A 22,766-nucleotide genomic window follows, 5' to 3' on the forward strand; every position below is an offset into this window, starting at 1 on the left:
AAAAGCAGTTCATTCTCCTTTTAAAAAGGGGCAAATACCCCTAAACACCTATATATCAATAAAATAAATTTGCTCTGTATTTAAAAATCATCTTTTAAAACGAAAAGCCCATTGTTTATAGGCTTTCATTGCGATTTGGGGAAAGAAAATTCAACTTATTTACATGAAAATCAGATATATAAAGAACTGAAACTACTGATTAAACCGCTATAAATCAGCATATTTCAGGCTAATCTGGGTTATCTTTAACCTATAAATTATGATGAAAAAATCAAAATAATCAATTGTCAATATTACAAATATCAGAACGTAATTTATTAACTAAAATCAATAAAAAAAATGAACAATTACAGAAGAGAGGAAGCTCGAGAAAGAAGAAGAAAAGCAGCGCAAGTTGCGTATGATCGTCCGCATTTACCACACATTGATAATGGAGATGAGCAGTGTTTTAGACATGACCAAGAAAATGCTGAACGTCATGGTATTGAAAAAGGGGAACCATCATACCTAATGACCTTTACAAAAGGGATGCCTCATAATGAGAAAACCGGATTAGTAAACACACCACTTAACGTACAAAAATTTATCAATGCGATTGATAGTGGTGATGAAAGAGACTTTAGAGACACGCCACTAGGACGTGAAGATAATGTAGGTTATGAATGTAAGCTTCCTGACTGGTTATCAGAGAAAGCAAAGACAGGTAACGGAGGCAGACCTGTAGGCCTACGAGCTTGGGAAAGTCAGAGTGCAGGACTTGCATTTGATCTAGAAGGACCAGATGCACAGGCTGTTACTATGCCTCCCGCACCTCGCCTAGGTAGTGAGGAATTAGAAGGAGAAATGGCAGAGGTGTATACCCAAGCGTTATTAAGAGATATCCCTTTTCATGCGTATACCAATGGTGTTATGGGATGTGGAGACGGACTGGATATAAAAGAAGATATATCACCAGATTATGTGATAGATGCTTTTGATACCAAAGCCGATTATGTAAAACAAGTACAAGAATTTACCAGTAAACTACAAAAGCTTGATTGGTTTAATGAAAAAGTAGATTTAAAATTAAACAGTCAAGAAGAAATACGCAGATGTGACCGTTTATGTCCAACTCCAGCTACAGCCTATAGAGGAATCACTCCTGGAGATGATATAGGTCCTTACTTATCTCAATTTTTATTGGTAGGAAACACTGGTATTAATGGAAATGACGCAGAGCGTAGAACTAGAGATGGATTAATCACCTATGGAGCTATTTCTATAGATCAGCGTGTGCGTACAGCAACGCCTGGTCAAAATTATATGCAAACTTGGGAAGAATGGTTGGATGTACAAAATGCTGCTAATGTAGGCGGACTTGAAACATACCTTCCTGGTAATTCTCCACAAGGACGTAGATTTATCTACACACCTCGTGATCTTGCAACATATGTGCATTATGATGCTTTATATGAAGCGTACTTAAATGCATGTTTAATTCTATTAGGAAACGGAACTGCATTTGATCCAGGAATTCCTTTCCAAGGAAATGACAAGGTTGATCACCAACAAGGATTTGCTCATTTTGGTGGACCACACATCTTATCGCTAGTTACTGAAGTAGCGACACGTGCTTTAAAAGCAGTTCGTTTCCAAAAGTATAACGTACATAGACGTTTACGTCCTGAAGCACTAGCAGCTAGATTATTTAAAATTGATGAATTACAACACATGGCTCCAGACTTAAGAGAGCTGTTTGATAATTTAGAAGAGTGTAAAATCTTAGATGCTGTAGCAAATGAAAATGGAAAAGCTGGCAACTATTTATTACCTATGGCTTTTTGTGAAGGATCTCCTATGCACCCAGCATATGGTGCAGGTCACGCTACTGTAGCTGGAGCTTGTGTAACCATCCTTAAAGCTTTCTTTGATCATAAGAGTCTTCTAGAAGTAGTTCCTAAAGATGAATTACAAAAAGAAGATTTTAAGATCCTTGAAAAAGTAAAACCAGGAATTACTGAAGATAAGGTTCATTCATCTAATCTTGCATACGTTTCTGTAGATCAAGGACAATCGTTAAGCGTAGTACCTGTATTAGACAGCAATAATAAAATTGCAAAACTTACAGTAGAAGGAGAGCTTAACAAATTATGTTCTAATATTTCTATAGGACGTGATTGGGCTGGAGTACATTACTTTACAGATTATTATGAGTCTATCTTAATGGGAGAAGAGATTGCTTTAGGCATTCTTGAAGAACAAAAGTTATTGTTTGGAGAAAACTTCTCAATGACAGTTCCATTATTTAATGGAGACACAAAGAGAATATAATAATCTCTGTATATATTAAAAAGGCGCTACTCATTTTGAGTAGCGCTTTTCTTTATATATGCCAGTTATACGGTGTAAGTGACACAGAATATCCTTGATATTTAGTATCATTCAAATAACGATTTCCAAAATCTTCTTTATACCATTCAAATAATGCTGAACATTGAATGGTTTTTTCATCATGATTGACTATAAACTCCTGAGAAACAAAAGAAGTTTCAGCTTGAGTTAATTCTTCTTCTAATCCTACTGCTGTATAATAAGCAATTGCAGGACATGATGTTGCTCCACAATTGAGTACAAAATGAATTCTATAGTCTACTTTATCAACCATGAGTCCTAATTTGGGGTCATTATTAGATATATGTTTTCTTGCATTACAGCGTAGTATACCGTGCTCTATATCATCAAGAGAAAATTCCAATTCACCTATCATACACAATGGTCTTTTAAAGAAATCTGCTTGTTCTTTCATAGATTCTTTAATACCAAGTTTGATAATACCGTAATTGGTCATCCCATTATACACATTGATCCAAAAAGCTAGTTTTGCTGCATCATTTATTTGTCGAGTAAGATCAACCGATTTTAGATGTTTAAGATAATCTTTTATCAATACCTCATTCACCGTATCACCATACTGATATGCATAGCGTGCTATTTTTAAATCTCTAGAAAATAACGTAGCATCAAAACCCATTATACGACTATCTATTCCTTCTTCTATTACGATTTCTACTACTTCGAGAGTTTGTATTGTTCCCTTCACTTTTTTGTGAATTGTTTCTAGATCTGTTATTTCGAGACTGTCTATGTTGTTGTTTATTTTCGGCAGCTCTTGCTTTTAACTCTTCGATGGTATCTGTAGGTTCAAAACCTGGTACAATGTTGCTGGGTAATTTTTCTCCCAATAACTTTTCAATCCCTCGTACATATTCTTTTTCATCTACTCCTACTAGCGAAATTGCTTGACCACTAGCACCAGCTCTACCTGTACGTCCTATACGATGTACATAATCTTCAGGAACATTAGGCAATTCATAATTAATCACATAAGGCAATAAAGGAATATCAAGACCTCGAGCAGCAATATCTGTAGCTACCAATACCCGTATGGTGCCTTTTTTAAAACCAGCTAATGCTTTTGTACGCGCATTTTGTGTCTTATTCCCATGAATAGCAGCCGATGTTATTCCTGCCTTATCTAATTTCTGACTTAATCGATTAGCTCCATGTTTTGTACGTGTAAAAACAAGTACCTGATTCCAGTTTCCTTCTTTAATAAATTTAGTAACAAGTGCTGTCTTCTTAGATTTATCTACTCGATACGTTGTTTGATTTACCTTCTCGGCAGTAGTATTTTCTGGAGTTGCCTCTACCAATACAGGTTTATGCAACATACTGCTTGCTAATTCTTTAATGCTCTTAGAGAATGTAGCACTAAACAATAAGGTTTGACGTTTTCTAGGAACTAAAGAAATTACTTTTTTAATATCTCTCACAAATCCCATGTCCAACATACGATCTGCTTCATCCAGTACTAGAAACTCTATTTTGGATAGTGATATTTCCCCTTGATTTTGTAAATCTAATAATCGTCCGGGTGTTGCAATCAAAATATCAACACCTTGTCGTAGAGTTCTTACTTGTGGTTTCTGATTAACACCTCCAAAAATAACGGTAGATCGAATATCTAAAAACTCACTATACGCTTTTACATTATCATATATCTGTGCAGCAAGTTCTCGTGTAGGTGTAAGTACCAATGCTCGGATAGGGCGTCTACGTCTGGCTTCTGTTTCGGTTAATAATTGTAGCATAGGCAATGTAAACCCTGCTGTTTTACCGGTACCTGTTTGTGCAGAAGCAAGTACATCTTTCCCTTCCAATATAACAGGAATTGCTTTCTCTTGTATCGGTGATGGTGTAGTATATCCTTTTTTGCTTATTGCTTTAAGCAAGGCTTCGGATAAGCCTAATGATTGAAATGACATAAATAGGTCTTAAGAAATGACGCTTATGTAGGTTTGTATCATTTCGTGTATTTTACAAAGGTAGTCTTATTTTAAGTCATACGCTTTCGCGAAAGCGTATACAACCATCATAAAAACTAACTATTTACTGAAAATACGGCACTACCGCTTCCAGAACTTCAATTTTTTCTTGAGTCGTTTTTTTCGATGGAATGCTTTTTGAAAGTCTTGTACTTCCTGCCACATGGCCTTAAAAACTTTTGAAGCATCTTCTCCGCTAGCTTCGGCATAAGCATCTGCCGTGATCTTTACCTGAGACTCAATAGACGATAATCGTCTAAAATTTGTCATACGTGTTTTAAAATCCATCGGTCCAAATTCCATTCGATTCAAATCAACTAAATAAAAATCATATCCATTATCCTTGATCACAATCAATGTATTTCCGGGAGAATGGTCTAGAAAATGAATGTTTTTTTCATGAAGACCGTAGGTAAATTTCGCGAAAGCGGACAGCATATTTTTATCACCTACATATTCAGAATCTCGTATGAGCTCGCGATACGTTAAATCATATGACAAATGTTTACTCACATAGTAGCTTCTACCAAAAAAGAGTCCTCGTTCTTCAAAGTAGCCTATAGGTTCTGGTGTAAGCACGTCATTTTCTAACAAGCGATTGCCATATTCAAAAGAGCGTCTTGCTTTTGAAGTTCTAAAATAACGATAGGCAATCTTATTAATAAGATTAGGGACTTTAAAAGATTTGATATTAATCGTTTCTCCATCCAGTTCAAATAACTTCAAAGAATTACGATCACGTTCATCAAATTTCTTACCACGTGATTCAAAATGAGTCACGATATCCAATATACGATCAGCCTTATCCTGATATGTGGGTGCTATATGATAGTTCACGTTGCAAAACTACAGAAACTACTGTTTATAAAACAATGAACAATCAGGAGTTTTCATTTATCTTTGCCTGCATGTCTAGAATTCCTACTGTTTTTTTAGAAAGTCATAACCTCAAAAACCTAAAAACAGGTTTTGGACAGTTTAATTATCACCTTATTAAAGGGATGTATAATGTTCATGCTACTGACATACAGTGCACATTATATGCAAAAGATACTGCGCCTTTTCAGAAAGAGTTTGGCAATTATTTTGACTATAAAAAATACTACACATTACATAGACGATCTCCATTTAGAATCCGAAAGAAATATGATGTATGGCATTCGCTTAACCAAAATGTAAAGATTGAACCACATCATGACATCCCATATGTACTTACAGTACATGATGTCAATTTTATAGATGAAGTTTCTACAGATTTGAATCATGAGAGTAATCAACGTTTTCAAGCTAAGCTAGACAGAAGTCATGCAATCACGTATATTTCTAAGTATTCGCAAGCATCTACTCATCAATATTTTAAAGTCCCTGATGTCCCTGAATATATTATCTACAACGGTAACACTTTAGAAACAATTACGCTTCCAGAACATCACACACCTAAAATCAAGGTGGATGGGCCATTTTTATTTAGTATTGGGGAGTTTAGTGAACGTAAAAATTTCCATTCGCTCGTAGAAATGCTTGCCCTTATACCTAAGTATACGCTTGTGCTATCTGGAAATAATGGGACCGACTATGCAAAAACAACATTGCAAGAAAGTATTCAAAAACACAAACTTCAAGATCGTGTGATATGCACGGGAAAGATTTCTGAGTTTGATAAGCAATATTACTTAAAACATTGTACCGCTTTTGTATTTCCTTCTTTACGAGAAGGATTTGGTATACCGCCTATAGAAGCGATGCGGTTTGGAAAACCCGTTTTCATATCTAATAATACATCTTTACCTGAAGTAGGTGGCACACATGCATTTTATTGGGATCATTATGATGCAAGATATATGGCCGATGTATTAACAAAAGGACTAGAAGATTATTCAAAAAATGCAGAAACACTTTCTGAAGCATATATAACACACGCCCATAGTTTTAGTTGGACAAACGCTGCCAAACAATATCTAGACGTTTATAGAAGTCTTATATCTTGACATATATATTATGAGAGAAGAACACGAAAAAGCAATTGCAACACTCAAAAGAGGCGGACTTATACTCTACCCTACAGATACGGTATGGGGAATAGGCTGTGATGCTACAAATTCTGAAGCAATAGAGAAAGTATATCAACTTAAAAAACGTGCTGAAAGCAAGGCGTTAATTTGCCTTGTTAGTGATTTTAAAATGTTACAACAGTATGTAGAAGAAATTCCTGAAGTAGCGTATGATATTTTAAAGTATGCAGCTAAACCTACTACGATTATTTATGATGATCCTATTCGTATTGCTGAAAATCTTATTGCAGAAGACAATACATTAGGGATACGCGTATGTCGAAATAAATTTTGTAATATTTTATTAAAGAAATTTAGAAAACCTATTGTTTCTACAAGTGCTAATATTAGTGGTGCTCCTACACCTAGAAGCTTTAAAGAGATCGACCCTGTTATTTTGGAAGGCGTAGACTATGTTGTAAATTTGGATCGAGAAAAGAAAAGTCTTTCACCTTCTGCCATTATTAAACTAACTAATGACGGAAAAGTCTCTGTTATTAGAAAGTAAAAGTTATCAAACACATACAGACGAATGCCTAATTACCAAAACGCCTTATCTGACCCTATTTTTAATACGATTTCTAAAGCTGCTGACGCGTTAGGATTAGAATCTTATGTGATTGGTGGGTTTGTGCGTGATTATATTTTAAAACGAGGTACTGCAAAAGATATTGATGTAGTGGCTGTAGGGAGTGGTATTGAACTTGCCCAAAAAGTATCTCAACTGTTACCTAATAAACCCAAGGTTCAAGTATTTAAAACCTATGGAACAGCGATGTTACGTAGTGGACAAACCGAAGTAGAATTTGTAGGTGCACGTAAAGAATCTTACACTAGAGATAGTCGTAATCCTATCGTAGAAGATGGTAGTTTACAGGACGATCAAAACCGTCGTGACTTTACCATTAATGCGCTTGCTATACGGTTAAACGATGCTCATTATGGTGAACTTATCGATCCTTTTGGAGGAGTAGAAGATCTTAAAAAAGGAATTATACAAACTCCTTTAGATCCTGATATTACGTATAGTGATGACCCATTACGTATGATGCGTGCTATTCGTTTTGCGACGCAACTCAACTTCACTATTGAAAAAGAATCACTGGCATCTATTACTCGTAATGCAGAACGTATTAAAATCATTACAAAAGAACGTATTGTAGATGAGCTTCATAAAATAATGCTCAGTCCTATACCTTCTAAAGGCTTTTTACTATTAGAAAAAACAGGATTACTTCCCTATATACTTCCTGAGCTTATCGCATTAAAAGGTATAGACGAAGTAGAAGGACAAAAGCATAAGGACAACTTTTATCATACATTAGAAGTGGTAGATAATATCTCACAAAACACAAATGATGTTTGGTTACGTTGGGCAGCATTATTACATGACATAGGAAAAGCACCTACAAAAAAGTTTAGCAAAAAAGTAGGTTGGACATTTCATGGGCACGAGTTTGTTGGATCTAAAATGGTATACAAATTATTCAAACGACTTAAAATGCCATTAAATGACAAAATGAAATTTGTTCAAAAAATGGTATTAATGAGTTCGCGACCTATTGTCATTTCTGAAGATCACGTAACAGATAGTGCTGTACGAAGATTGGTATTTGATGCAGGAGATTATATTGAAGATCTGATGACGCTTTGCGAAGCCGATATTACAACTAAAAATCCTAAACGTTTTAAAAAGTATCACAATAACTTTAAAGTGGTACGACGTAAAATAAAAGAAGTAGAAGAACGTGATCATATTCGTAATTTCCAACCACCTGTTTCTGGAGAAGAGATTATGAAAACATTTAATCTTAAGCCTAGCAAAGAAATTGGAATTATAAAAGAAGCGATTAAAGAAGCAATTCTAGAAGGCGTCATTCCTAATGAATATGAAGCGGCACAAGCTTTTATGATCCAAAAAGGAAAAGAGATAGGATTACAAATTGCATAAGATTACTGGGTAAACTAGCTCAGGGCAAGTCCATGAGCATTTATACGAAACTGAGTTTTAATTTCGAGGCAGGCTTCGGAGTATTAAACCCTTTGGCGGTGCCAATAAAAAAGGCTGATTCGTATGAATCAGCCTTTTTTATTATGATCTATAAAACTCTTAATTATTATGCGATCCATCGCAGTACGGAGGGTTCTTCGTTAATTTACATGTACATAAATAAACAGTTCCTGTTTCTTGTGCTTCAAAACGTAAGTTAGGGGTACTTTCTGCAGCTTTATGACCGCCATCACAAAATGGCTGATTTTCACTGTGACCACAGGTACACCAAGAGTATTTTTTTCCTGCTTCTACTTCGCAAGCAATAGGAGCATCTCCTCCTCTTTTTTTATTGTCTTCCATAGCTTTTTCATTTCCGTGTAAACGGAAATCACATTTTTATAAATTAGTATTACATGCCTAATATATAAATAAAGACTTTTGGAATTATTCTAAATTATTACTCGCTTACATCATTAGCTGTAAATAATCGAATCGTATAATTTAGTAACGACACATCTCCCCTACCGCCATGACCTGGAATTACGGTTTGCACTTCTGGGTATGCTTCTTTTATTTTCTGAACAGTTTGTGGCCATTCTTGCACGTTTGCATCGGCTAGATTTCCTTTAGTAGCATTCAATGATTTGATCATACATCCACCGTAAAGAAGTTTTTCTTCTGCTATATATGAAACGATATTATCTTCTGTATGAGCAGCTCCGAAATAGGTGTTTTCAATGATTGCATCTCCCACTTTTATCTCTTGTTTGGTTTCAAAAGGGTGTGTGATAGTTATGGAATCTTTGGCTAATAGTTGTGCTGTTTTATTAGAAGCATAGGAGTTTATATTTGCTTTCGCGAAAGCTTTTAATCCACCAGCGGCATCTGCATGTGCATGATTAACAACAACTCCCTTTATTTCAGCTTTCAGGTTGTTTTTAAGAAAATCTATAAGCTGTGACGCCTCCATTTCAGTAATAGGAGAATCAAAAATAATGGCCTCCCCTTTAGACATGTACACATATCCATTGCAAGGATAGTAGCTAGATTGCTTTAGTTTTAAATATGAAATATGCTGGTAATGATCTTCAGATAATTTCACAATTTCTAAAGGTCTTACATAAGAATCTGGATCAAATTTACTTCCCCCTAAACAAGATGTTAATACTAGTGCTATAACACAAAAAATACTACATCTATAAAGTAATTTTTCTATCATTTTCGCTTATTCCTTTTATTGTAATTTTTATCTCCCCTTGTTTTAGGCTTTTTATATTTCTGCTTTATAGTGCGTTTATAAGAGCCGCCTAAGTTGACTTTTTTATTCTTTTCTTTTTTCTCGTGAAAAGCGGGTCCTGGTGCATCTTCATCTTCCATATTCTTTCTACGAATAGGATTATAGATTTCTTTTGCTTCTGGACGCTCTTCAGGTGCTAATTCTTCAGATATAACAACTGTATCTGGTAATATTGTTTGAGGAACTTTATATTGCATTAATTCCTCTATATTTTCTAATTCTTTTTCTTCTTTTGGTGTTGTTAGTACAATAGCTGTTCCTTTTCGTTCTACACGACCTGTTCTTCCTATACGGTGTAAATAGTTTTCAGGATAACTAGGTGTATCTACATTAATTACATGTGAAATATCATCTATATCTAATCCTCTAGCCATCACATCGGTTGCCACAAGAATACGCACCACACCTTCTTCAAAATCTTTAATACTATTTAAACGATAGTTTTGTGTTTTATTAGAATGGATAACCTCACATTGTGATGGAAATGCTTCGTCTAGTTTCTTAAAAAGACGATCAGCCATACGTTTATCTCTTGTAAAGAGTAAAGCTTTTGGGTATGTTTTCGCGGAAGCGAGTTCATCTATTAAAAAGTTAACTTTTGTATAAAAATTAGGAATCTTATACCCAATTTGTGTAATATTTTCAAGTGGCGTACCACTACGTGCTACAGAAATACGTTCTGGTTTTTGAAAGAAATCAGAAATTAACGCATCTACATCATCTGTCATGGTAGCAGAAAACATAATATTTTGTCTACGTGGAGGTAGAATATCAAAAATATTCATAAGCTGAGGCCTGAACCCTAAATCCAGCATCACATCTACCTCATCTATCACGAGTTTTTGAATTGTTTTAAGTTGTAAAACTCTACTCACGGCAAGATCATACAAGCGCCCTGGCGTAGCAACAATGATATCCTGACCTTCTGCAATGAGCTTTTTTTGTGTATTTATATTTGCTCCTCCATATACACCAGCAACACGCACATCTAGGTAGGTTGAAATCTTATGTATTTCATCAACTACCTGAACAACAAGCTCTCTTGTAGGCACTAATATTAAAACTCTAGGAGTCTCCTGACGAGAGTGTGTCAGAATTCGTAAGATTGGGAGCATGTAAGCATACGTTTTTCCCGTACCTGTTTGTGCAATTCCTACTACGTCTTTACCAGACATTACAGGAGCAAAAGCAAGTTTTTGAATAGAGGTTGGCTTTGAAAAACCAAGGTCTTCCAACGCATTCCACAAAGAATTATTAAGATTAAGTTCTCTAAAAGTCATAACATTAGAAGGATCGGGCAAAGCTAGTGAATTTTAACAAATTTTTGTAAGAAATTCGTATTAACGATTTAAGTATACCCAGCCTACCATATCATCGATGTTTGGATCTCTTAGTTTTAGTACCCAAAAGTACACTCCTGTAGGAGCTTCTGAACCTCCAATGCCTTGATTAGGAGTCCCGTCCCAAAATGGAATTTCATTATCTCCTTTATAAATTAGATTTCCTAATCTTGAATAAATGGAGAGTTCATAGTCAAAAACGTCTTTAAGATTACTAATTTCAAAGACATCATTTAGATTATCTGCATTAGGAGAAAATCCGTCAGGCACAAAAGGAGGGCAATTTTCTATTGTTAAAGTAAACTGGGCCAAACTATAACAACTTTCACTTGGTCTATCTGTACGGATATAAATAGTCTGCGGGTTTGTACTATTTGTATATACAAACGGATCATCTATCTGATTTACTTGATTAAAAGCATCGTCAGGGTTTTCATAATATCCTGTTATGACTTCATCATCAAATACGACAAGGCCTTCTGATGCTTCTACAAGATCAAATGTGGCCATTTCAAACCCTTCATTACAAGCTTCTAAATCTGGTAATACTTGTGGAGGATCTATTGTAAGTGCTTCTATTGAAAAAATACCAAGATCAAAACATGCTGTATTATTAGGATTTTCTATACGTACGTAGATCGTTTGTGGGTTTTCTATATTTTGATAAACATCTGGGTTTTGAATTGCCCCTATATTTATTTCTGCGTCTTCTAATGTAGTATGATAACTGATCACAACATCTTCTTGTCCATTTAATATAGTACTTTCTTGTTGTGTAAGATTAAATAGTAAAATCCCATCATTACTACTATCATCACAGGATAAAATATCATTTAATGAAGGAACTATAGGTTGATCAAAAACTTCTAGTATAAATGAGTCTATAGTTACACAAATTGCATCATCGTCTTGTTGTATACGCAAGTAGATAGTTTGCGGTGATAAAGTGTTATCAAAACTATCAGGGTTTGGAATTGCATTTTCACCATTAGTTGCATCTGTTTCTGTAAGATGAAAAGTAACCGTCACATTTGTTTGCCCACCCACTGCGAGTACTTCATTTGTAGTCAAATCAAAAGTAAAAATCCCGTCATTATCCTGATCATCACATACCAAAAGGTTTTCTAATTCATTAGCTATTACTGGCACATCTTCTACAATAAGTTGAAAGGAAGATATATCAAAACAATCTGTTGCCAATGTATTAGAAAGTCTTACAAAAATAGTTTGTGGGTTTACAGTATTTTGAAATGCTGTCGGATTTTCAATAGGATCTGTTTCCGTTTGGGCATCTACTAGACTTGTATAAAACTGAATAGCAACTTCAGTTTGCGTTCCAATAATCAGCGCATTCTGAAGCGTTAAGTTAAACGAGGCAAATCCGTCATTACTCACATCATCACACACGATACTATCTTCTAATTCAGGAATGATAGGCTGTGTCTCTACTTGTAATAGAAAAGATTCTATACGTACACACAAAGGATCGGCTTCTAAACTAAATCGCATAAAAATCTCTTGCGGATTTGAGCTATTGGTATAGGCATCAGGATTAAGAATAGGGTTATCTCCCGTTATGGCATCTGCCTCATTTTCGTGATATGTTACTATAATACCTGTCTGCCCACCTAGTGCTAGATCTTCATTTATTGTAAGGTCAAATATGGCAATCTCATCATTACTTTCATCATCGCATACGTGTATATCTTCTAATGGAGTTACTAGGTCTATGACATTAAGATTTATAGTAACTCCTGTAGATTCATTATTTACTTCATTGGTTTCTGTGACTTCGCCATTTCCTGTTCCGTTATCATCTATAACAGCTATCAAGGTAAATATATCTGGAATCCCATTGGGAATGGTAAGTGTAATCATTCCAACAAGGGATTCTCCTGGTGCTATAGCCTCTACAGTCATGGATGTTCCTACAAGTGTTCCATCTGTATAAAACGCAATGGGTGTTCCAACTGGCAATGGGTCAGTACCTTGATTTGATACTGTATATGTAACTTCTACATCTCTACTTCCACAAGCAACATCAAAGGCATCTATAGCAATGATACCATCTGGTAACTGACTATTTAATACGGTAATTATATTATTAATCATTACAAAATCTTGCCCAGAAGTAAGCATTATGGTAGCCGAAGTATCTCCTATATTAATATTGTTTTCGATACTATAAAAATCAATATCCATATTAAATAAATCATCCTGTCCTGTAAAACTATTAGTGCCATTAAACTGATTATCGGCCGGATTAAGAGGTGGGTTACTTAATACATTTCCATTAATAGATAAGGTTTCATTTACAGCAATACCTGCATCTCCTTCCCAAGCTACAAAACCAATACGCGCATTTTCATTATCCAACACATTGAGGTTTTCAAGTTCTATAGTAAGCTCATTATTAAACTGAGAGACATTTTCAAGACCATCAAATACATTGACAAGATTCAAGGGTAAATCTGGATCTTCAAAAATCACAGTAATGGCCCATCCTGCAAAATTAGTTCCCGTAGGACAAAAAGGAGGAATCACATCGGTTAAGTCTAAATCTCCAAAAGTATATGTTCCAGATCCTGTTTCTTGAACAATGGTTGTTACATCTACAAATCCTGCAAAAAATACACGATCATCATCTATTTGATCTGCAAATGTACGCTCTGCAGTAAGTGGGATATCATTAAGTGTAATATCAAAATCACCTGTTCCAGATCCTGCCCAATATAAGTATGCCGCTTCTACCGTTTGATCTGATTCAAGAGTTAAAGTAGCAGCACTTTCTGTAAGAATTTCGCAAGGAGCTCCTCCTCCATTCTCATCTGTATTGAGGGTATTTCCTATAGCGGTATAATCAAAACGTCCTGCAAAAATGGTAAACTGCTCTATCTCTTGCGCCTCAAGAAAGGGCGAAGTAAGCAAAAAGAAGAGTAGGATTTTAAAGTAGTTTTTTTGCATAACTGCCTAGTATCCTATAAATGTACCATTTCTTTTTTTTATGTGCTATACCAAAACCTCCTCAATGTAGGTATGTTTTTTCGCTTTCGCGAAAAAGGACTAAGAATCAAGACCGCTTTGCTATAAGAATTAAGATGCCTTTTTCTGATAGTATGCTCCTGAATATGTACTTCGTAAATAGATGAGTCATCTTTCGCGGAAGCGTAAAAAAAGAGCCAAGACATATATTCTGTCTTGGCTCTTGATTGTTTTGTATCCTGATTCATTTTCGCGAAAGCGAAAAGAAAATTATAAATCACGTTTTTTCAATAATGCAAATGATGAATAAATAAATATAAAAATCCATACAGATACGATCGCTACTTCATACCAATGTACTGCATAATCAAAACCTATGTCTGTTTGTAATTGATTTGCTGCAGACTGGATGACATTCAATCTTGTGAAGGGTTGTTCTATAAGATTACTCATAGACTCTAATGGTAAAAACTGAACCACAGAAGCTCTTAGTCCCTCTATTTTATGTGTATTTTCAAAATATAACATAATGAGTTGTATGATCCCTTCTATAAAGTACCAAAAGAGTAAAAACCCTATCGCAAATGCTGATCGTTTTATTAAAATTCCTAAAAACAAACAGAAAGAAAAGAAGCCCACTAGTTTTAAGAAAAATGCAAATAGATATTCTAAATCTTGTACTATGATACTGAGCTCATTATAGTCTGAAAAAGATAGACCTAGTAACAAACTCACCACAAAAATAAATAGTGTCGAGATTGCAGAAAAGACAATAACGGTAATAAATTTAGAGAGAATAAATTCTTTTTTACTTAATCCATCTATTAGGTTTTGCTTCAATGTTCTATTACTATATTCATTGGCTGTCATAGACACAATCACGACAGCAAGGAAAAATTTAAGAATTGCAGCGATGTAGGTATTAAAATGCCATATATATGGAAAGTTAAAGATTCCTTGATCTGCCAGTCTAAACTCTGCACCAAAAAGATTAAATTTTATAGATGCTAAAAGTGCTATGGCAGACAGTAATATAAAGTATCCTAAGATGAGAACTCTTGAGACTTTATTATGTTTAAGTTTATAATATTCTATAGTTAAAAGTCGTAGCATAGCGGTTTAGTTTAAGTTGTTAGTCAATTGTAAGAACTGCTCTTCTAGGCTTTCCTTACGTTGTACAAGGTAGCTAAGAACGATGCCCTGCGCATGAAGTTGACTATTCAACTCTCTTGCACTCAACGGATTCTTTAAAAATCCAGTAACTAAATCGCCTTCAGTTTTTACTTCCCCAAAAAGTGGATTGTTTTTAAGATAAGCAACCAGCTTTTCTGTATCATCACATTTTAATTCAAAGAAACCGTGACTTGCATTCATAGCGTCTACACGTCCTGAATACAACTTTACCCCTTTACGTAAAATCACTACGTGAGAACATACTTTCTCCACCTCATCAAGCAAGTGAGAAGCCAGCAGAATAGTAGTTCCTGATGATGCAATTTTTTTTATGATCTCTCTAATTTGATGAATTCCTTGTGGATCTAATCCATTGGTAGGTTCATCAAGAATTAAGATCTCTGGATCGTTTAATAAAGCTGATGCAATGGCTAGACGTTGCTTCATCCCTAAAGAATAGGTCCTGAATTTACTATCCTTACGATCTAAAAGTCCTACAACTTCCAGTTTTTCGTCTATTTTATCTTTAGACACTCCTTTTATTTGACATACCAGTCCCAAATTTTGAGTAGCTGTCATATATGGATAAAAATTAGGGCGCTCTATAATTGCTCCTACTTTCTTGAGTGCGTTATGTGTAGAATCTGATCCGTCAAACCAATGATAATCTCCTCTAGTAGCATTTACGACATTGAGCACCATTCCTAAAGTAGTAGATTTTCCACTTCCGTTAGGGCCTAAAATACCGTATACATTGCCTTTTTCTATGGTAAATGAAAGATCATTTACAGCACGTACGGCACCATAGTGCTTGGTAAGGTTGTTTAATGTGAGTATTGTTTCCAAAAAGATATTGTTTTTTGATTGTGTTATGTAAACTAGACGGTTACTCAAACTTTTTGTTACAAAAAAAGTCCCGCATTGCGGGACTGTATTTCGTTAAGCCTTGCTATTGCTGCTCTTTGTTAAAATAAACTAAATAGTAATACATCTGTTTTTCTTCATCCCAACCTTTTTCTACAAACTTTTCAGCACTTTCAGGATTGATAAAATCTAGCTTGATTTGAATGTTTGTATCTAACTGAATTAGGTTCTTTATTTTTTTACGTTGCGTACTTACGGCTTTATTACTAATAGGAAACTCTGTTAAGTCTTCTATTTTATATTTGGGAGCTTGCTCTGTTTTGTAATGTTTAAACTCAGGAATTAAATCTGGATTATCCAGTACTTCATTCACAAATGCACTTTCATTAAAAGCATCATTTTTAGCAAAATGATTAACAGCACGATTCATAAAAAGCACCTCTTCCTTCTTATCTTCAGCAGGAAGCACAACATCTTTTGCAAAGTCTTGGCAGAATTTCAAATACTTTTTTGTGTAAAAATTATCATCTTCAAAAATCTCAACACCTAAGAAATTTTCAAGCCAATACTTTGTATCATAGCGATTTGAATCTACTGATAGGATTTTATATCCTTCTTCTGGTTTATGATTCACAATCAAACACCCTTTATCTAACTTATTAAGATTGATTCCTTGTTCTAAAAGCATTTCTAAATTAGACCCGCTTTCGCGAAATTGTAAAAAGTCTTGCTTTAACTCGCTTTTAAAAATCCCAATAGCATCCGTTTTGATATTATCAATCATCACATTTTCTAAATGTGCGATATATAATTCACCCGCTTTAATATGGGGATGTTCGCTCTGGTCGTATAAATGCTTTGCGATCTCTTCAGATAATAAGTGTGTCGCTCCTGGGTTTTCAAAAACTTTCTGTGCAATTCCAAACAACGTATGGAATTCTAAATCTGTTTCATGATCAAAGCGGTAATAATTTTCTTCTTTTTCTCTAAATGGCTTAAAAAAGAACTCCTTAATCAAAGGCGTTATTTCATCACTTAAAGGATATGGATCATTAGACACAAAAAGACCTTCTGATTTACTTTTATTCCCAATTCTATGAATAGAAAGGGACTCAATTTGTGTGCTGTATAAATTAATCATGTAATTGGTTTGTTATAAATATGCTACAAATAGGAAATAAAATTAGTTCCAGTTTTGATCAAAATTAAGGTTATCTAGATCATCTATATCAAGATCATCATCAAACTCTGGTCCCATATCATCTTCATCAGCTTCAAAAGCAATTTCTGGTGCTTGATCAGGAATTTGCCCGTGTACAAACATCAAATTAGGGTACGTAATACCTTCTTCTCGCTCTGCTATTTCACCAAGCTCTACCATAAAACGCCACATGCTTAAGAAATCATACACATATAATAAGCGTGTTTCTGCCTCACTAATCACATCTTCTACGAGCGTTTCATTCATTAATCGTACTTGCATTGCTCCATCACTCATATCAAAAAGAGAAATCTCCTCTCCTTGATTCCATTGATCATCACTCTTATAAAAAGAAGCCATCTCCCCTCCATCAAATCCAAAAGATTGATTGATGGCATTATGAAAGTCTTCCAATGTTGCCGTTTGATCAATCTCTAAGTCTCTAAATACATCCTCTTCAGTATCTAGAATGACTCTAAAACGATATATCATATCTTCAAAAATATTAGAGGGTAAAGATACTAATACCTTTACGAGTATACAGGGTCTATGTATAAGAAGTTATTAAGAGAATATTTCTTTATAAATGCATATCACTTCTTATCTCTTTTGCATCTTGATAATTAATCAGTTAGATTAACATCTATACTTTGTTTCCAATAAGTATTTTATCATCAGACTTGTTCTATTTATGATAGAACAAAAATTTCTGGATCATTGAATTTATTTAAAAAAAACAGGAAGTGTATTTGTCTTTCTCATCACTATTTTCGGTTTAGCTGGAATAGTCACAGATGGTATTGATAAGCATATTGAAAAAACTTAGAAACATCAATCCATTTAAAATTGTAGTTTTACTTTTTATTACTTATGAAATATCTCTATGAATACAAACAAAGTAGTAGCCTATTTATTTGGACTTTTAAGCTTAGGTGGCATTTCCGAAACCTATAGCATCCTAACTTCTTCTGCTCCAGATATTACGCCGCAACGAACATCATTAACAGTTATGTCATTATGTATGACCGGCTTATTTATATATGTAACTATAAATTTTTGGAAAAAAGGAAATAATTAAACGTATAAATATTCTCTCACAATGATAAAATTTATAAAAAAGTATTCTTTTCTAATCATTTTTCTGGCGATTACTACAGTTGTAGAATTCTATTTTTATCCCGCAGAAGAAGAGAAATACGCATACTCAGATATTAAGTATTTGGAAGAAAATAGGTTTTACATCATTATCATTACACAAATAGTACTATTATTGATTATATTCTTTTCTAGTATTGTTAGATCTTTCAAAGAAAGAAACATTAAAGAAATCTTGAATATGATAGCTACCTTTTCTATACTAATATTATTTTTTTACACTTCTACGAAACCCTTATTTATAGGGCTTGAGTTATTTTTAAATAGACAAAAAAATATTGAAGAAGTAACTGAAAAGTATATCCTAGCGCAAAAATCAAATATTGATGGTCACTATTATTTAAACTGGCTTATGAAACCTGAATCAGATGAATTTTTAAATAATAAAATAAAAATCAATAAAACAGCCTATCATAAGTTAAAGCATAGAGACACTGTAGAAATCCTGTTTAAAAAAGGATGGTTAGGGACAAAACATTCCCCTCAACTAATAAAAATACAATCATCTGATTAACAATTATTTACAAGTAATTATCTGTGAAATTCTAAAAAAACTATGTATTTCATCGATTTTAACATTTTTGTAGGAATAATCGTCACATGTTTTTAATTAATTATCGCTTAAATACACATATTTAACTATATTTGTACTTCCCAAATCAAAAATTAAACGTCATGACACAAATTACACTTCTACATCCTCGTATCCACATTACTTCCAGTTTCAAATAAGTAATAAGCAAAATTCTATTGTATAATTACTAGTAAATATTATAACCATAATATTGCTTTTCATGTTTTATAGCTAGATCATTTTTCATACACATATACTATGTATGAAATAGAATACATCTAGATAAAAATAGCAAAAAGCTAAAATTCATGGTCATTTTCTATAGTAATTATACCTACTAATTATTCATAGTATACTCATCCCCCAAATCAAGATTATTATGTCACCAAGAATATATAAACTCACTTTTATTTTATCATTTTTCATTCTCACTTCGTGTGTTGATGAGACAGGTATTGAAGATGCTCCACCAGCATATGAAGTAAACATCTTAACCCTAGGAGATTCTAGAGTTCAAGGTAATAGACCAAACCATGAAAGCTATCGTTTTGAGCTTTGGAAAAACTTTATAGAAAATAACTGGACGGTCGATTTTTTAGGACCTAATGTAGACACTAGCGAATATCCTCCAGTAGAAGGAATAAACTTCGACAATAACCACGGAGGTGTAGGCGGATATACTACAAAAAGTTTATTATTTTCTCTAGAAGAAATGTTAGCAGAAGTAGAAATGCCTGATGTTATTTTATTAGGTATTGGAGGTAATGACCTCGTACTCAATGTGCCTAATGAAGATGCTATTGAAAACATACATGGAATCATTGATATTCTACAAGATCACAATCCTGACATAACCATATTTATAGAACAAATTGCACCAGCTGTATCAGAAATCTATACCGAAGAAAATTTAGCAATCTTTAATGGATTTAATGATGCCATCGCAACTATTTCTCAAGAACGTACAACCCAAGATTCTGATGTTATCTCTGTAGATATGGCATCAGGATGGTATGATGTATTACTAGCTGATGAAGTACATTATAATACGCTAGGAGCAAAAGTAGTAGCCGATAAATATTTTAATTCTGTAAATTTGAATCTAGAAAGATAAATTCATTGAATATACATCATCTAGCACATACACTTGAGAAACAAGGATATTTTATTTTAGATGATGTATATTCAATTTCTGAGATACAACAAATAACGACACATGTAGACCAAGCTTCTCAAAATAGCGAAGGTTTCTTAAAAACAAATGATTTATTTGCTGTAAGACAGCTTCTTAAAAACATTCCGAAACTCAAAGAAGTTCTTTTTAACACCCATCTTATTTCATTATTATCTACTATTTATAAGACAAAATACTTTTTAACAAAAGCAATATATTTTGACAAACCCCCAACTTCAAATTGGTTTGTACCCTATCACCAAGACTTAAGTATTTCTGTAAATCAAAAAATAGATACGCCAAATTATAAAAACTGGACCTATAAAAAAGGGCAATATGGTGTACAGCCACCACTAAAGGTTTTAGAAAACAGCACCGCAATTAGAATACATTTAGATGACACAACTCTAGAAAATGGTGCATTAAAGGTAATACCTACCTCACATTCAAAAGGAATTATCCGTACAGATTTAAAAGATTGGGATATAAATACAGAAAAAATAGGTAATGTAAAAAAAGGAGGAGCAATGCTCATGAAACCATTAACATTACATGCTTCTAATAGAACCACAAATGGAAAACGTAGAAGAGTAATTCATCTAGAATTTTGTGATCAAAAACTAGAAAGTCCTTTAGAATGGTTAGAATACCATTCCCTATAGCTCAAAGCAAACTTTTATGACTCCATAACGTTAAAGCTATTTTAAAATCTATTATGCATCAATTTTAGATAGTACCTTAGAGGCTTATGTTGAAACCAAAACCAACGTTTTATGTCTAAGAAAGTACTCCTATTAGCAATTTGTATACTATCAATTACTGTACAAGCACAAGACCTCACCTTTGAAGAATACAACCCTACTTCTACGCTCGTCGTTCCTGGGAACATTGTTAACCAAGCAAAATTCCCATTTATAGACGTACACGGACATCAGTACCGAATGCCAACTCAAGACCTAGCTCCAGTGATTGCAGCAATGGATACACTTAATATGGGAATAATGGTAAACTTAAGTGGTCGTTCTGGAGAAAACTTAAAAAAATCTGTTCAAAATATAGCAGATCATTACCCGAATAGATTTGTGGTTTTTGCGAATATCGATTTTAGTGAAGTGGGTAGCACAGGATGGACAGAAAAAACGGTAGCTCAATTAGAAAAAGATGTGCAAAATGGTGCGAGAGGTTTAAAAATATACAAGAGCTTAGGATTACGATATAATGACACACAAGGAAATCGTGTTACAGTAGACGACTCAAGACTAGATCCTATATGGGCTAAATGTGGAGAACTAGGGATTCCTGTATTAATCCATACCGCAGATCCAAAACCATTTTGGGATGAATTTGATGCAGATAATGAACGATGGTTAGAATTAAAAACCCGACCTAGAAGAAAAAGAGGTGAAGATAACCCAGCTCCATGGGAAACACTTATCGCTGAGCAACATCGTATGTTTAAAAAACACCCAAACACAACGTTTATCAATGCTCATATGGGATGGTATGCAAACAACCTCCCTAAACTAAGTCAACTATTAGACGAGATGCCTAATATGAATGTAGGCATTGGTGCTATTATAGCAGAACTAGGTAGACAACCAAGACAAGCCAAAGCTTTCTTTATAAAATATCAAGATCGCATTCTATTTGGAAAAGATAGCTGGAAACCTGAAGAATTCCCAACCTATTTTAGAGTATTAGAAAGTGATGATGAGTATTTCCCATACCATAAAAAATACCACGCATTCTGGGCTATGTATGGATTAGACTTACCAGACGATGTTCTTAAAAAAGTATACTATAAAAATGCATTGCGAATTGTACCTGGATTAGATAAAACATTATTTCCAGAATAATTATTTTGTTAAACTTTTTTGAATTTTTATTAAACAAAACTAATATTTCATATTTTAGGAGTGTAAAACTAGCTAATTATGAAATCTTCAAAGTTTATTTTTCCAGTCCTTTTGTCTGTCATAGCATTTAGTAGTACTTCTTGTGGCGATGATGATGCCGATATTACTCCAATAGAACCAACAGCTCAAGAAGTGCAACGTACGCTTATTCCTGACCCTGCTTTTGAAGCCGCACTCATTGAATTAAACTTAGATAATGAATTAGATGGTTCTGTTCCTACAGAAAATATCGAAGATGTCATGGATTTAGTCCTTAATGAAAAAGGAATTTCTGACCTCACTGGAATAGAAGGATTCACAAACCTGTATAACTTATGGCTTAATGATAATCAATTATCAGAAATAGACCTTTCTCAAAATAATAGAGTAAAGTTTATCTTCCTAGAAAACAATTCTATCTCTACAATTGACGTAAGTAATATGCCTAATCTAGAGAAGTTAGAATTAAAAGGAAATACTATTTCTGAAATAGATGTTACTACGAATCAACAATTACAATTTTTGATTTTAGATGGGAACAACATCAATGCATTGGATGTGTCAAACAATCCAGAACTCTTTACCCTAGAAGTCCTTAATAATCCTTTAAGTTGTATTAAAGTAAGTCAATCGCAACTGGAAAACACACCATCTAATTGGGTTTTAGATACCAACGACACCTTATCATTAGATTGTAATTAGA

22 protein-coding genes are annotated in these 22,766 nt (G+C 34.0%); 10 read left to right on the forward strand and 12 right to left on the reverse strand.

Going from position 1 to position 22,766, the window contains the following annotated elements:
• The first annotated feature begins 339 nt into the window (after positions 1-339).
• Complete coding sequence (locus CHB80_RS20550) at positions 340-2,310, forward strand: vanadium-dependent haloperoxidase (protein ID WP_089373389.1); 1,971 nt, start codon at positions 340-342, stop codon at positions 2,308-2,310.
• Positions 2,311-2,362: 52 nt separating this feature from the next.
• Here the strand turns inward: CHB80_RS20550 and CHB80_RS20555 are convergent, their stop codons facing one another.
• The 3 genes from CHB80_RS20555 to CHB80_RS20565 form a co-directional block, all read right to left on the reverse strand.
• Complete coding sequence (locus CHB80_RS20555) at positions 2,363-3,079, reverse strand: DUF547 domain-containing protein (protein ID WP_089373390.1); 717 nt, start codon at positions 3,077-3,079, stop codon at positions 2,363-2,365.
• The gene (locus CHB80_RS20560) at positions 3,018-4,304 is read right to left on the reverse strand and encodes a DEAD/DEAH box helicase (protein ID WP_089373391.1); all 1,287 of its coding nucleotides are present in this window, start codon (positions 4,302-4,304) and stop codon (positions 3,018-3,020) included. The genes CHB80_RS20555 and CHB80_RS20560 overlap by 62 nt, the downstream gene beginning before the upstream one ends.
• A 141-nt stretch (positions 4,305-4,445) precedes the next feature.
• The gene (locus tag CHB80_RS20565) at positions 4,446-5,201 is read right to left on the reverse strand and encodes a Kdo domain containing protein (RefSeq protein WP_089373392.1); all 756 of its coding nucleotides are present in this window, start codon (positions 5,199-5,201) and stop codon (positions 4,446-4,448) included.
• A gap of 35 nt (positions 5,202-5,236) precedes the next feature.
• On the opposite strand from CHB80_RS20565, the gene CHB80_RS20570 reads away from it, so the two are divergent.
• Genes CHB80_RS20570 through CHB80_RS20580 form a run of 3 tightly spaced genes read left to right on the forward strand, consistent with a single transcriptional unit; the run spans position 5,237 to position 8,366 of the window.
• Positions 5,237-6,352, forward strand: a complete 1,116-nt coding sequence (locus CHB80_RS20570; protein WP_229746960.1) for a glycosyltransferase family 4 protein — start codon at positions 5,237-5,239, stop codon at positions 6,350-6,352.
• Between the two features lie 10 nt (positions 6,353-6,362).
• Entirely contained in the window at positions 6,363-6,923 is a 561-nt protein-coding gene (locus CHB80_RS20575) for an L-threonylcarbamoyladenylate synthase (RefSeq protein WP_089373393.1), read from the forward strand.
• Positions 6,924-6,947: 24 nt separating this feature from the next.
• On the forward strand, positions 6,948-8,366 hold the full coding sequence (locus CHB80_RS20580; protein WP_089373394.1) for a CCA tRNA nucleotidyltransferase: 1,419 nt from the start codon (positions 6,948-6,950) through the stop codon (positions 8,364-8,366).
• Between the two features lie 159 nt (positions 8,367-8,525).
• Here CHB80_RS20580 and CHB80_RS20585 read toward each other — a convergent pair whose 3' ends face one another.
• The 9 genes from CHB80_RS20585 to CHB80_RS20625 form a co-directional block, all read right to left on the reverse strand.
• Positions 8,526-8,768, reverse strand: a complete 243-nt coding sequence (locus tag CHB80_RS20585) for a CDGSH iron-sulfur domain-containing protein (protein ID WP_089373395.1) — start codon at positions 8,766-8,768, stop codon at positions 8,526-8,528.
• Between the two features lie 97 nt (positions 8,769-8,865).
• Entirely contained in the window at positions 8,866-9,627 is a 762-nt protein-coding gene (gene bla, locus CHB80_RS20590) for a subclass B1 metallo-beta-lactamase (RefSeq protein ID WP_089373396.1), read from the reverse strand.
• Positions 9,624-10,985 (reverse strand): DEAD/DEAH box helicase, encoded by a 1,362-nt coding sequence (locus CHB80_RS20595; protein WP_089373397.1) that lies wholly within the window; start codon positions 10,983-10,985, stop codon positions 9,624-9,626. The genes bla and CHB80_RS20595 overlap by 4 nt, the downstream gene beginning before the upstream one ends.
• Positions 10,986-11,045: 60 nt before the next feature.
• Positions 11,046-14,009, reverse strand: coding sequence for a T9SS type B sorting domain-containing protein (locus CHB80_RS20600; RefSeq protein WP_089373398.1), 2,964 nt, complete (start codon positions 14,007-14,009; stop codon positions 11,046-11,048).
• A gap of 38 nt (positions 14,010-14,047) precedes the next feature.
• Complete coding sequence (locus tag CHB80_RS20605) at positions 14,048-14,308, reverse strand: hypothetical protein (RefSeq protein ID WP_089373399.1); 261 nt, start codon at positions 14,306-14,308, stop codon at positions 14,048-14,050.
• Entirely contained in the window at positions 14,298-15,140 is an 843-nt protein-coding gene (locus tag CHB80_RS20610) for an ABC transporter permease (protein WP_089373400.1), read from the reverse strand. Before CHB80_RS20610 ends, CHB80_RS20605 begins: the two co-directional genes overlap by 11 nt.
• A gap of 6 nt (positions 15,141-15,146) precedes the next feature.
• Positions 15,147-16,046, reverse strand: a complete 900-nt coding sequence (locus CHB80_RS20615; protein WP_089373401.1) for an ABC transporter ATP-binding protein — start codon at positions 16,044-16,046, stop codon at positions 15,147-15,149.
• Positions 16,047-16,149: 103 nt separating this feature from the next.
• Positions 16,150-17,205, reverse strand: coding sequence for a nucleoid-associated protein (locus CHB80_RS20620; protein ID WP_089373402.1), 1,056 nt, complete (start codon positions 17,203-17,205; stop codon positions 16,150-16,152).
• Positions 17,206-17,247: 42 nt separating this feature from the next.
• Entirely contained in the window at positions 17,248-17,757 is a 510-nt protein-coding gene (locus tag CHB80_RS20625) for an IS1096 element passenger TnpR family protein (RefSeq protein ID WP_089373403.1), read from the reverse strand.
• Positions 17,758-18,148: 391 nt separating this feature from the next.
• Here CHB80_RS20625 and CHB80_RS20630 point away from each other — a divergent pair, with 391 nt between their 5' ends.
• The 6 genes from CHB80_RS20630 to CHB80_RS20655 all read left to right on the forward strand — a co-directional run bounded on the left by CHB80_RS20630 (position 18,149) and on the right by CHB80_RS20655 (position 22,765).
• A complete protein-coding gene (locus CHB80_RS20630) occupies positions 18,149-18,343 on the forward strand; it encodes a hypothetical protein (protein ID WP_089373404.1) in 195 nt (64 codons plus the stop codon).
• Positions 18,344-18,364: 21 nt separating this feature from the next.
• Positions 18,365-18,934 carry a hypothetical protein gene (locus CHB80_RS20635; protein WP_089373405.1) on the forward strand — a complete coding sequence of 190 codons (570 nt, stop codon included), beginning with the start codon at positions 18,365-18,367 and terminating at the stop codon, positions 18,932-18,934.
• Between the two features lie 439 nt (positions 18,935-19,373).
• Positions 19,374-20,108 carry an SGNH/GDSL hydrolase family protein gene (locus CHB80_RS20640; protein ID WP_089373406.1) on the forward strand — a complete coding sequence of 245 codons (735 nt, stop codon included), beginning with the start codon at positions 19,374-19,376 and terminating at the stop codon, positions 20,106-20,108.
• A 5-nt stretch (positions 20,109-20,113) separates the two neighbouring features.
• Positions 20,114-20,830: a phytanoyl-CoA dioxygenase family protein gene (locus CHB80_RS20645; RefSeq protein WP_308490026.1), complete on the forward strand. Its 717-nt coding sequence runs from the start codon at positions 20,114-20,116 to the stop codon at positions 20,828-20,830.
• 111 nt (positions 20,831-20,941) lie between these two features.
• The gene (locus tag CHB80_RS20650; protein WP_089373407.1) at positions 20,942-22,024 is read left to right on the forward strand and encodes an amidohydrolase family protein; all 1,083 of its coding nucleotides are present in this window, start codon (positions 20,942-20,944) and stop codon (positions 22,022-22,024) included.
• Positions 22,025-22,102: 78 nt separating this feature from the next.
• Complete coding sequence (locus CHB80_RS20655; RefSeq protein WP_089373408.1) at positions 22,103-22,765, forward strand: leucine-rich repeat domain-containing protein; 663 nt, start codon at positions 22,103-22,105, stop codon at positions 22,763-22,765.
• The last annotated feature ends 1 nt before the right edge of the window (position 22,766 follow it).

The organism is Dokdonia pacifica (assembly GCF_900188275.1).
GTDB lineage: Bacteria > Bacteroidota > Bacteroidia > Flavobacteriales > Flavobacteriaceae > Dokdonia > Dokdonia pacifica.

What these genes read in the sequence shown, in the direction of transcription:
- CHB80_RS20610 (WP_089373400.1), bottom strand. Translation starts at nt 15,140, where the DNA reads ATGCTACGACTTTTAACTATAGAATATTATAAACTTAAACATAATAAA.
- CHB80_RS20600 (WP_089373398.1), bottom strand. Translation starts at nt 14,009, where the DNA reads ATGCAAAAAAACTACTTTAAAATCCTACTCTTCTTTTTGCTTACTTCG.
- CHB80_RS20620 (WP_089373402.1), bottom strand. Translation starts at nt 17,205, where the DNA reads ATGATTAATTTATACAGCACACAAATTGAGTCCCTTTCTATTCATAGA.
- CHB80_RS20650 (WP_089373407.1), top strand. Translation starts at nt 20,942, where the DNA reads ATGTCTAAGAAAGTACTCCTATTAGCAATTTGTATACTATCAATTACT.
- CHB80_RS20640 (WP_089373406.1), top strand. Translation starts at nt 19,374, where the DNA reads ATGTCACCAAGAATATATAAACTCACTTTTATTTTATCATTTTTCATT.
- CHB80_RS20585 (WP_089373395.1), bottom strand. Translation starts at nt 8,768, where the DNA reads ATGGAAGACAATAAAAAAAGAGGAGGAGATGCTCCTATTGCTTGCGAA.
- CHB80_RS20630 (WP_089373404.1), top strand. Translation starts at nt 18,149, where the DNA reads ATGAATACAAACAAAGTAGTAGCCTATTTATTTGGACTTTTAAGCTTA.
- CHB80_RS20570 (WP_229746960.1), top strand. Translation starts at nt 5,237, where the DNA reads ATGAACAATCAGGAGTTTTCATTTATCTTTGCCTGCATGTCTAGAATT.
- CHB80_RS20655 (WP_089373408.1), top strand. Translation starts at nt 22,103, where the DNA reads ATGAAATCTTCAAAGTTTATTTTTCCAGTCCTTTTGTCTGTCATAGCA.
- CHB80_RS20550 (WP_089373389.1), top strand. Translation starts at nt 340, where the DNA reads ATGAACAATTACAGAAGAGAGGAAGCTCGAGAAAGAAGAAGAAAAGCA.
- CHB80_RS20560 (WP_089373391.1), bottom strand. Translation starts at nt 4,304, where the DNA reads ATGTCATTTCAATCATTAGGCTTATCCGAAGCCTTGCTTAAAGCAATA.
- CHB80_RS20580 (WP_089373394.1), top strand. Translation starts at nt 6,948, where the DNA reads ATGCCTAATTACCAAAACGCCTTATCTGACCCTATTTTTAATACGATT.
- CHB80_RS20595 (WP_089373397.1), bottom strand. Translation starts at nt 10,985, where the DNA reads ATGACTTTTAGAGAACTTAATCTTAATAATTCTTTGTGGAATGCGTTG.
- CHB80_RS20625 (WP_089373403.1), bottom strand. Translation starts at nt 17,757, where the DNA reads ATGATATATCGTTTTAGAGTCATTCTAGATACTGAAGAGGATGTATTT.
- bla (WP_089373396.1), bottom strand. Translation starts at nt 9,627, where the DNA reads ATGATAGAAAAATTACTTTATAGATGTAGTATTTTTTGTGTTATAGCA.
- CHB80_RS20635 (WP_089373405.1), top strand. Translation starts at nt 18,365, where the DNA reads ATGATAAAATTTATAAAAAAGTATTCTTTTCTAATCATTTTTCTGGCG.
- CHB80_RS20575 (WP_089373393.1), top strand. Translation starts at nt 6,363, where the DNA reads ATGAGAGAAGAACACGAAAAAGCAATTGCAACACTCAAAAGAGGCGGA.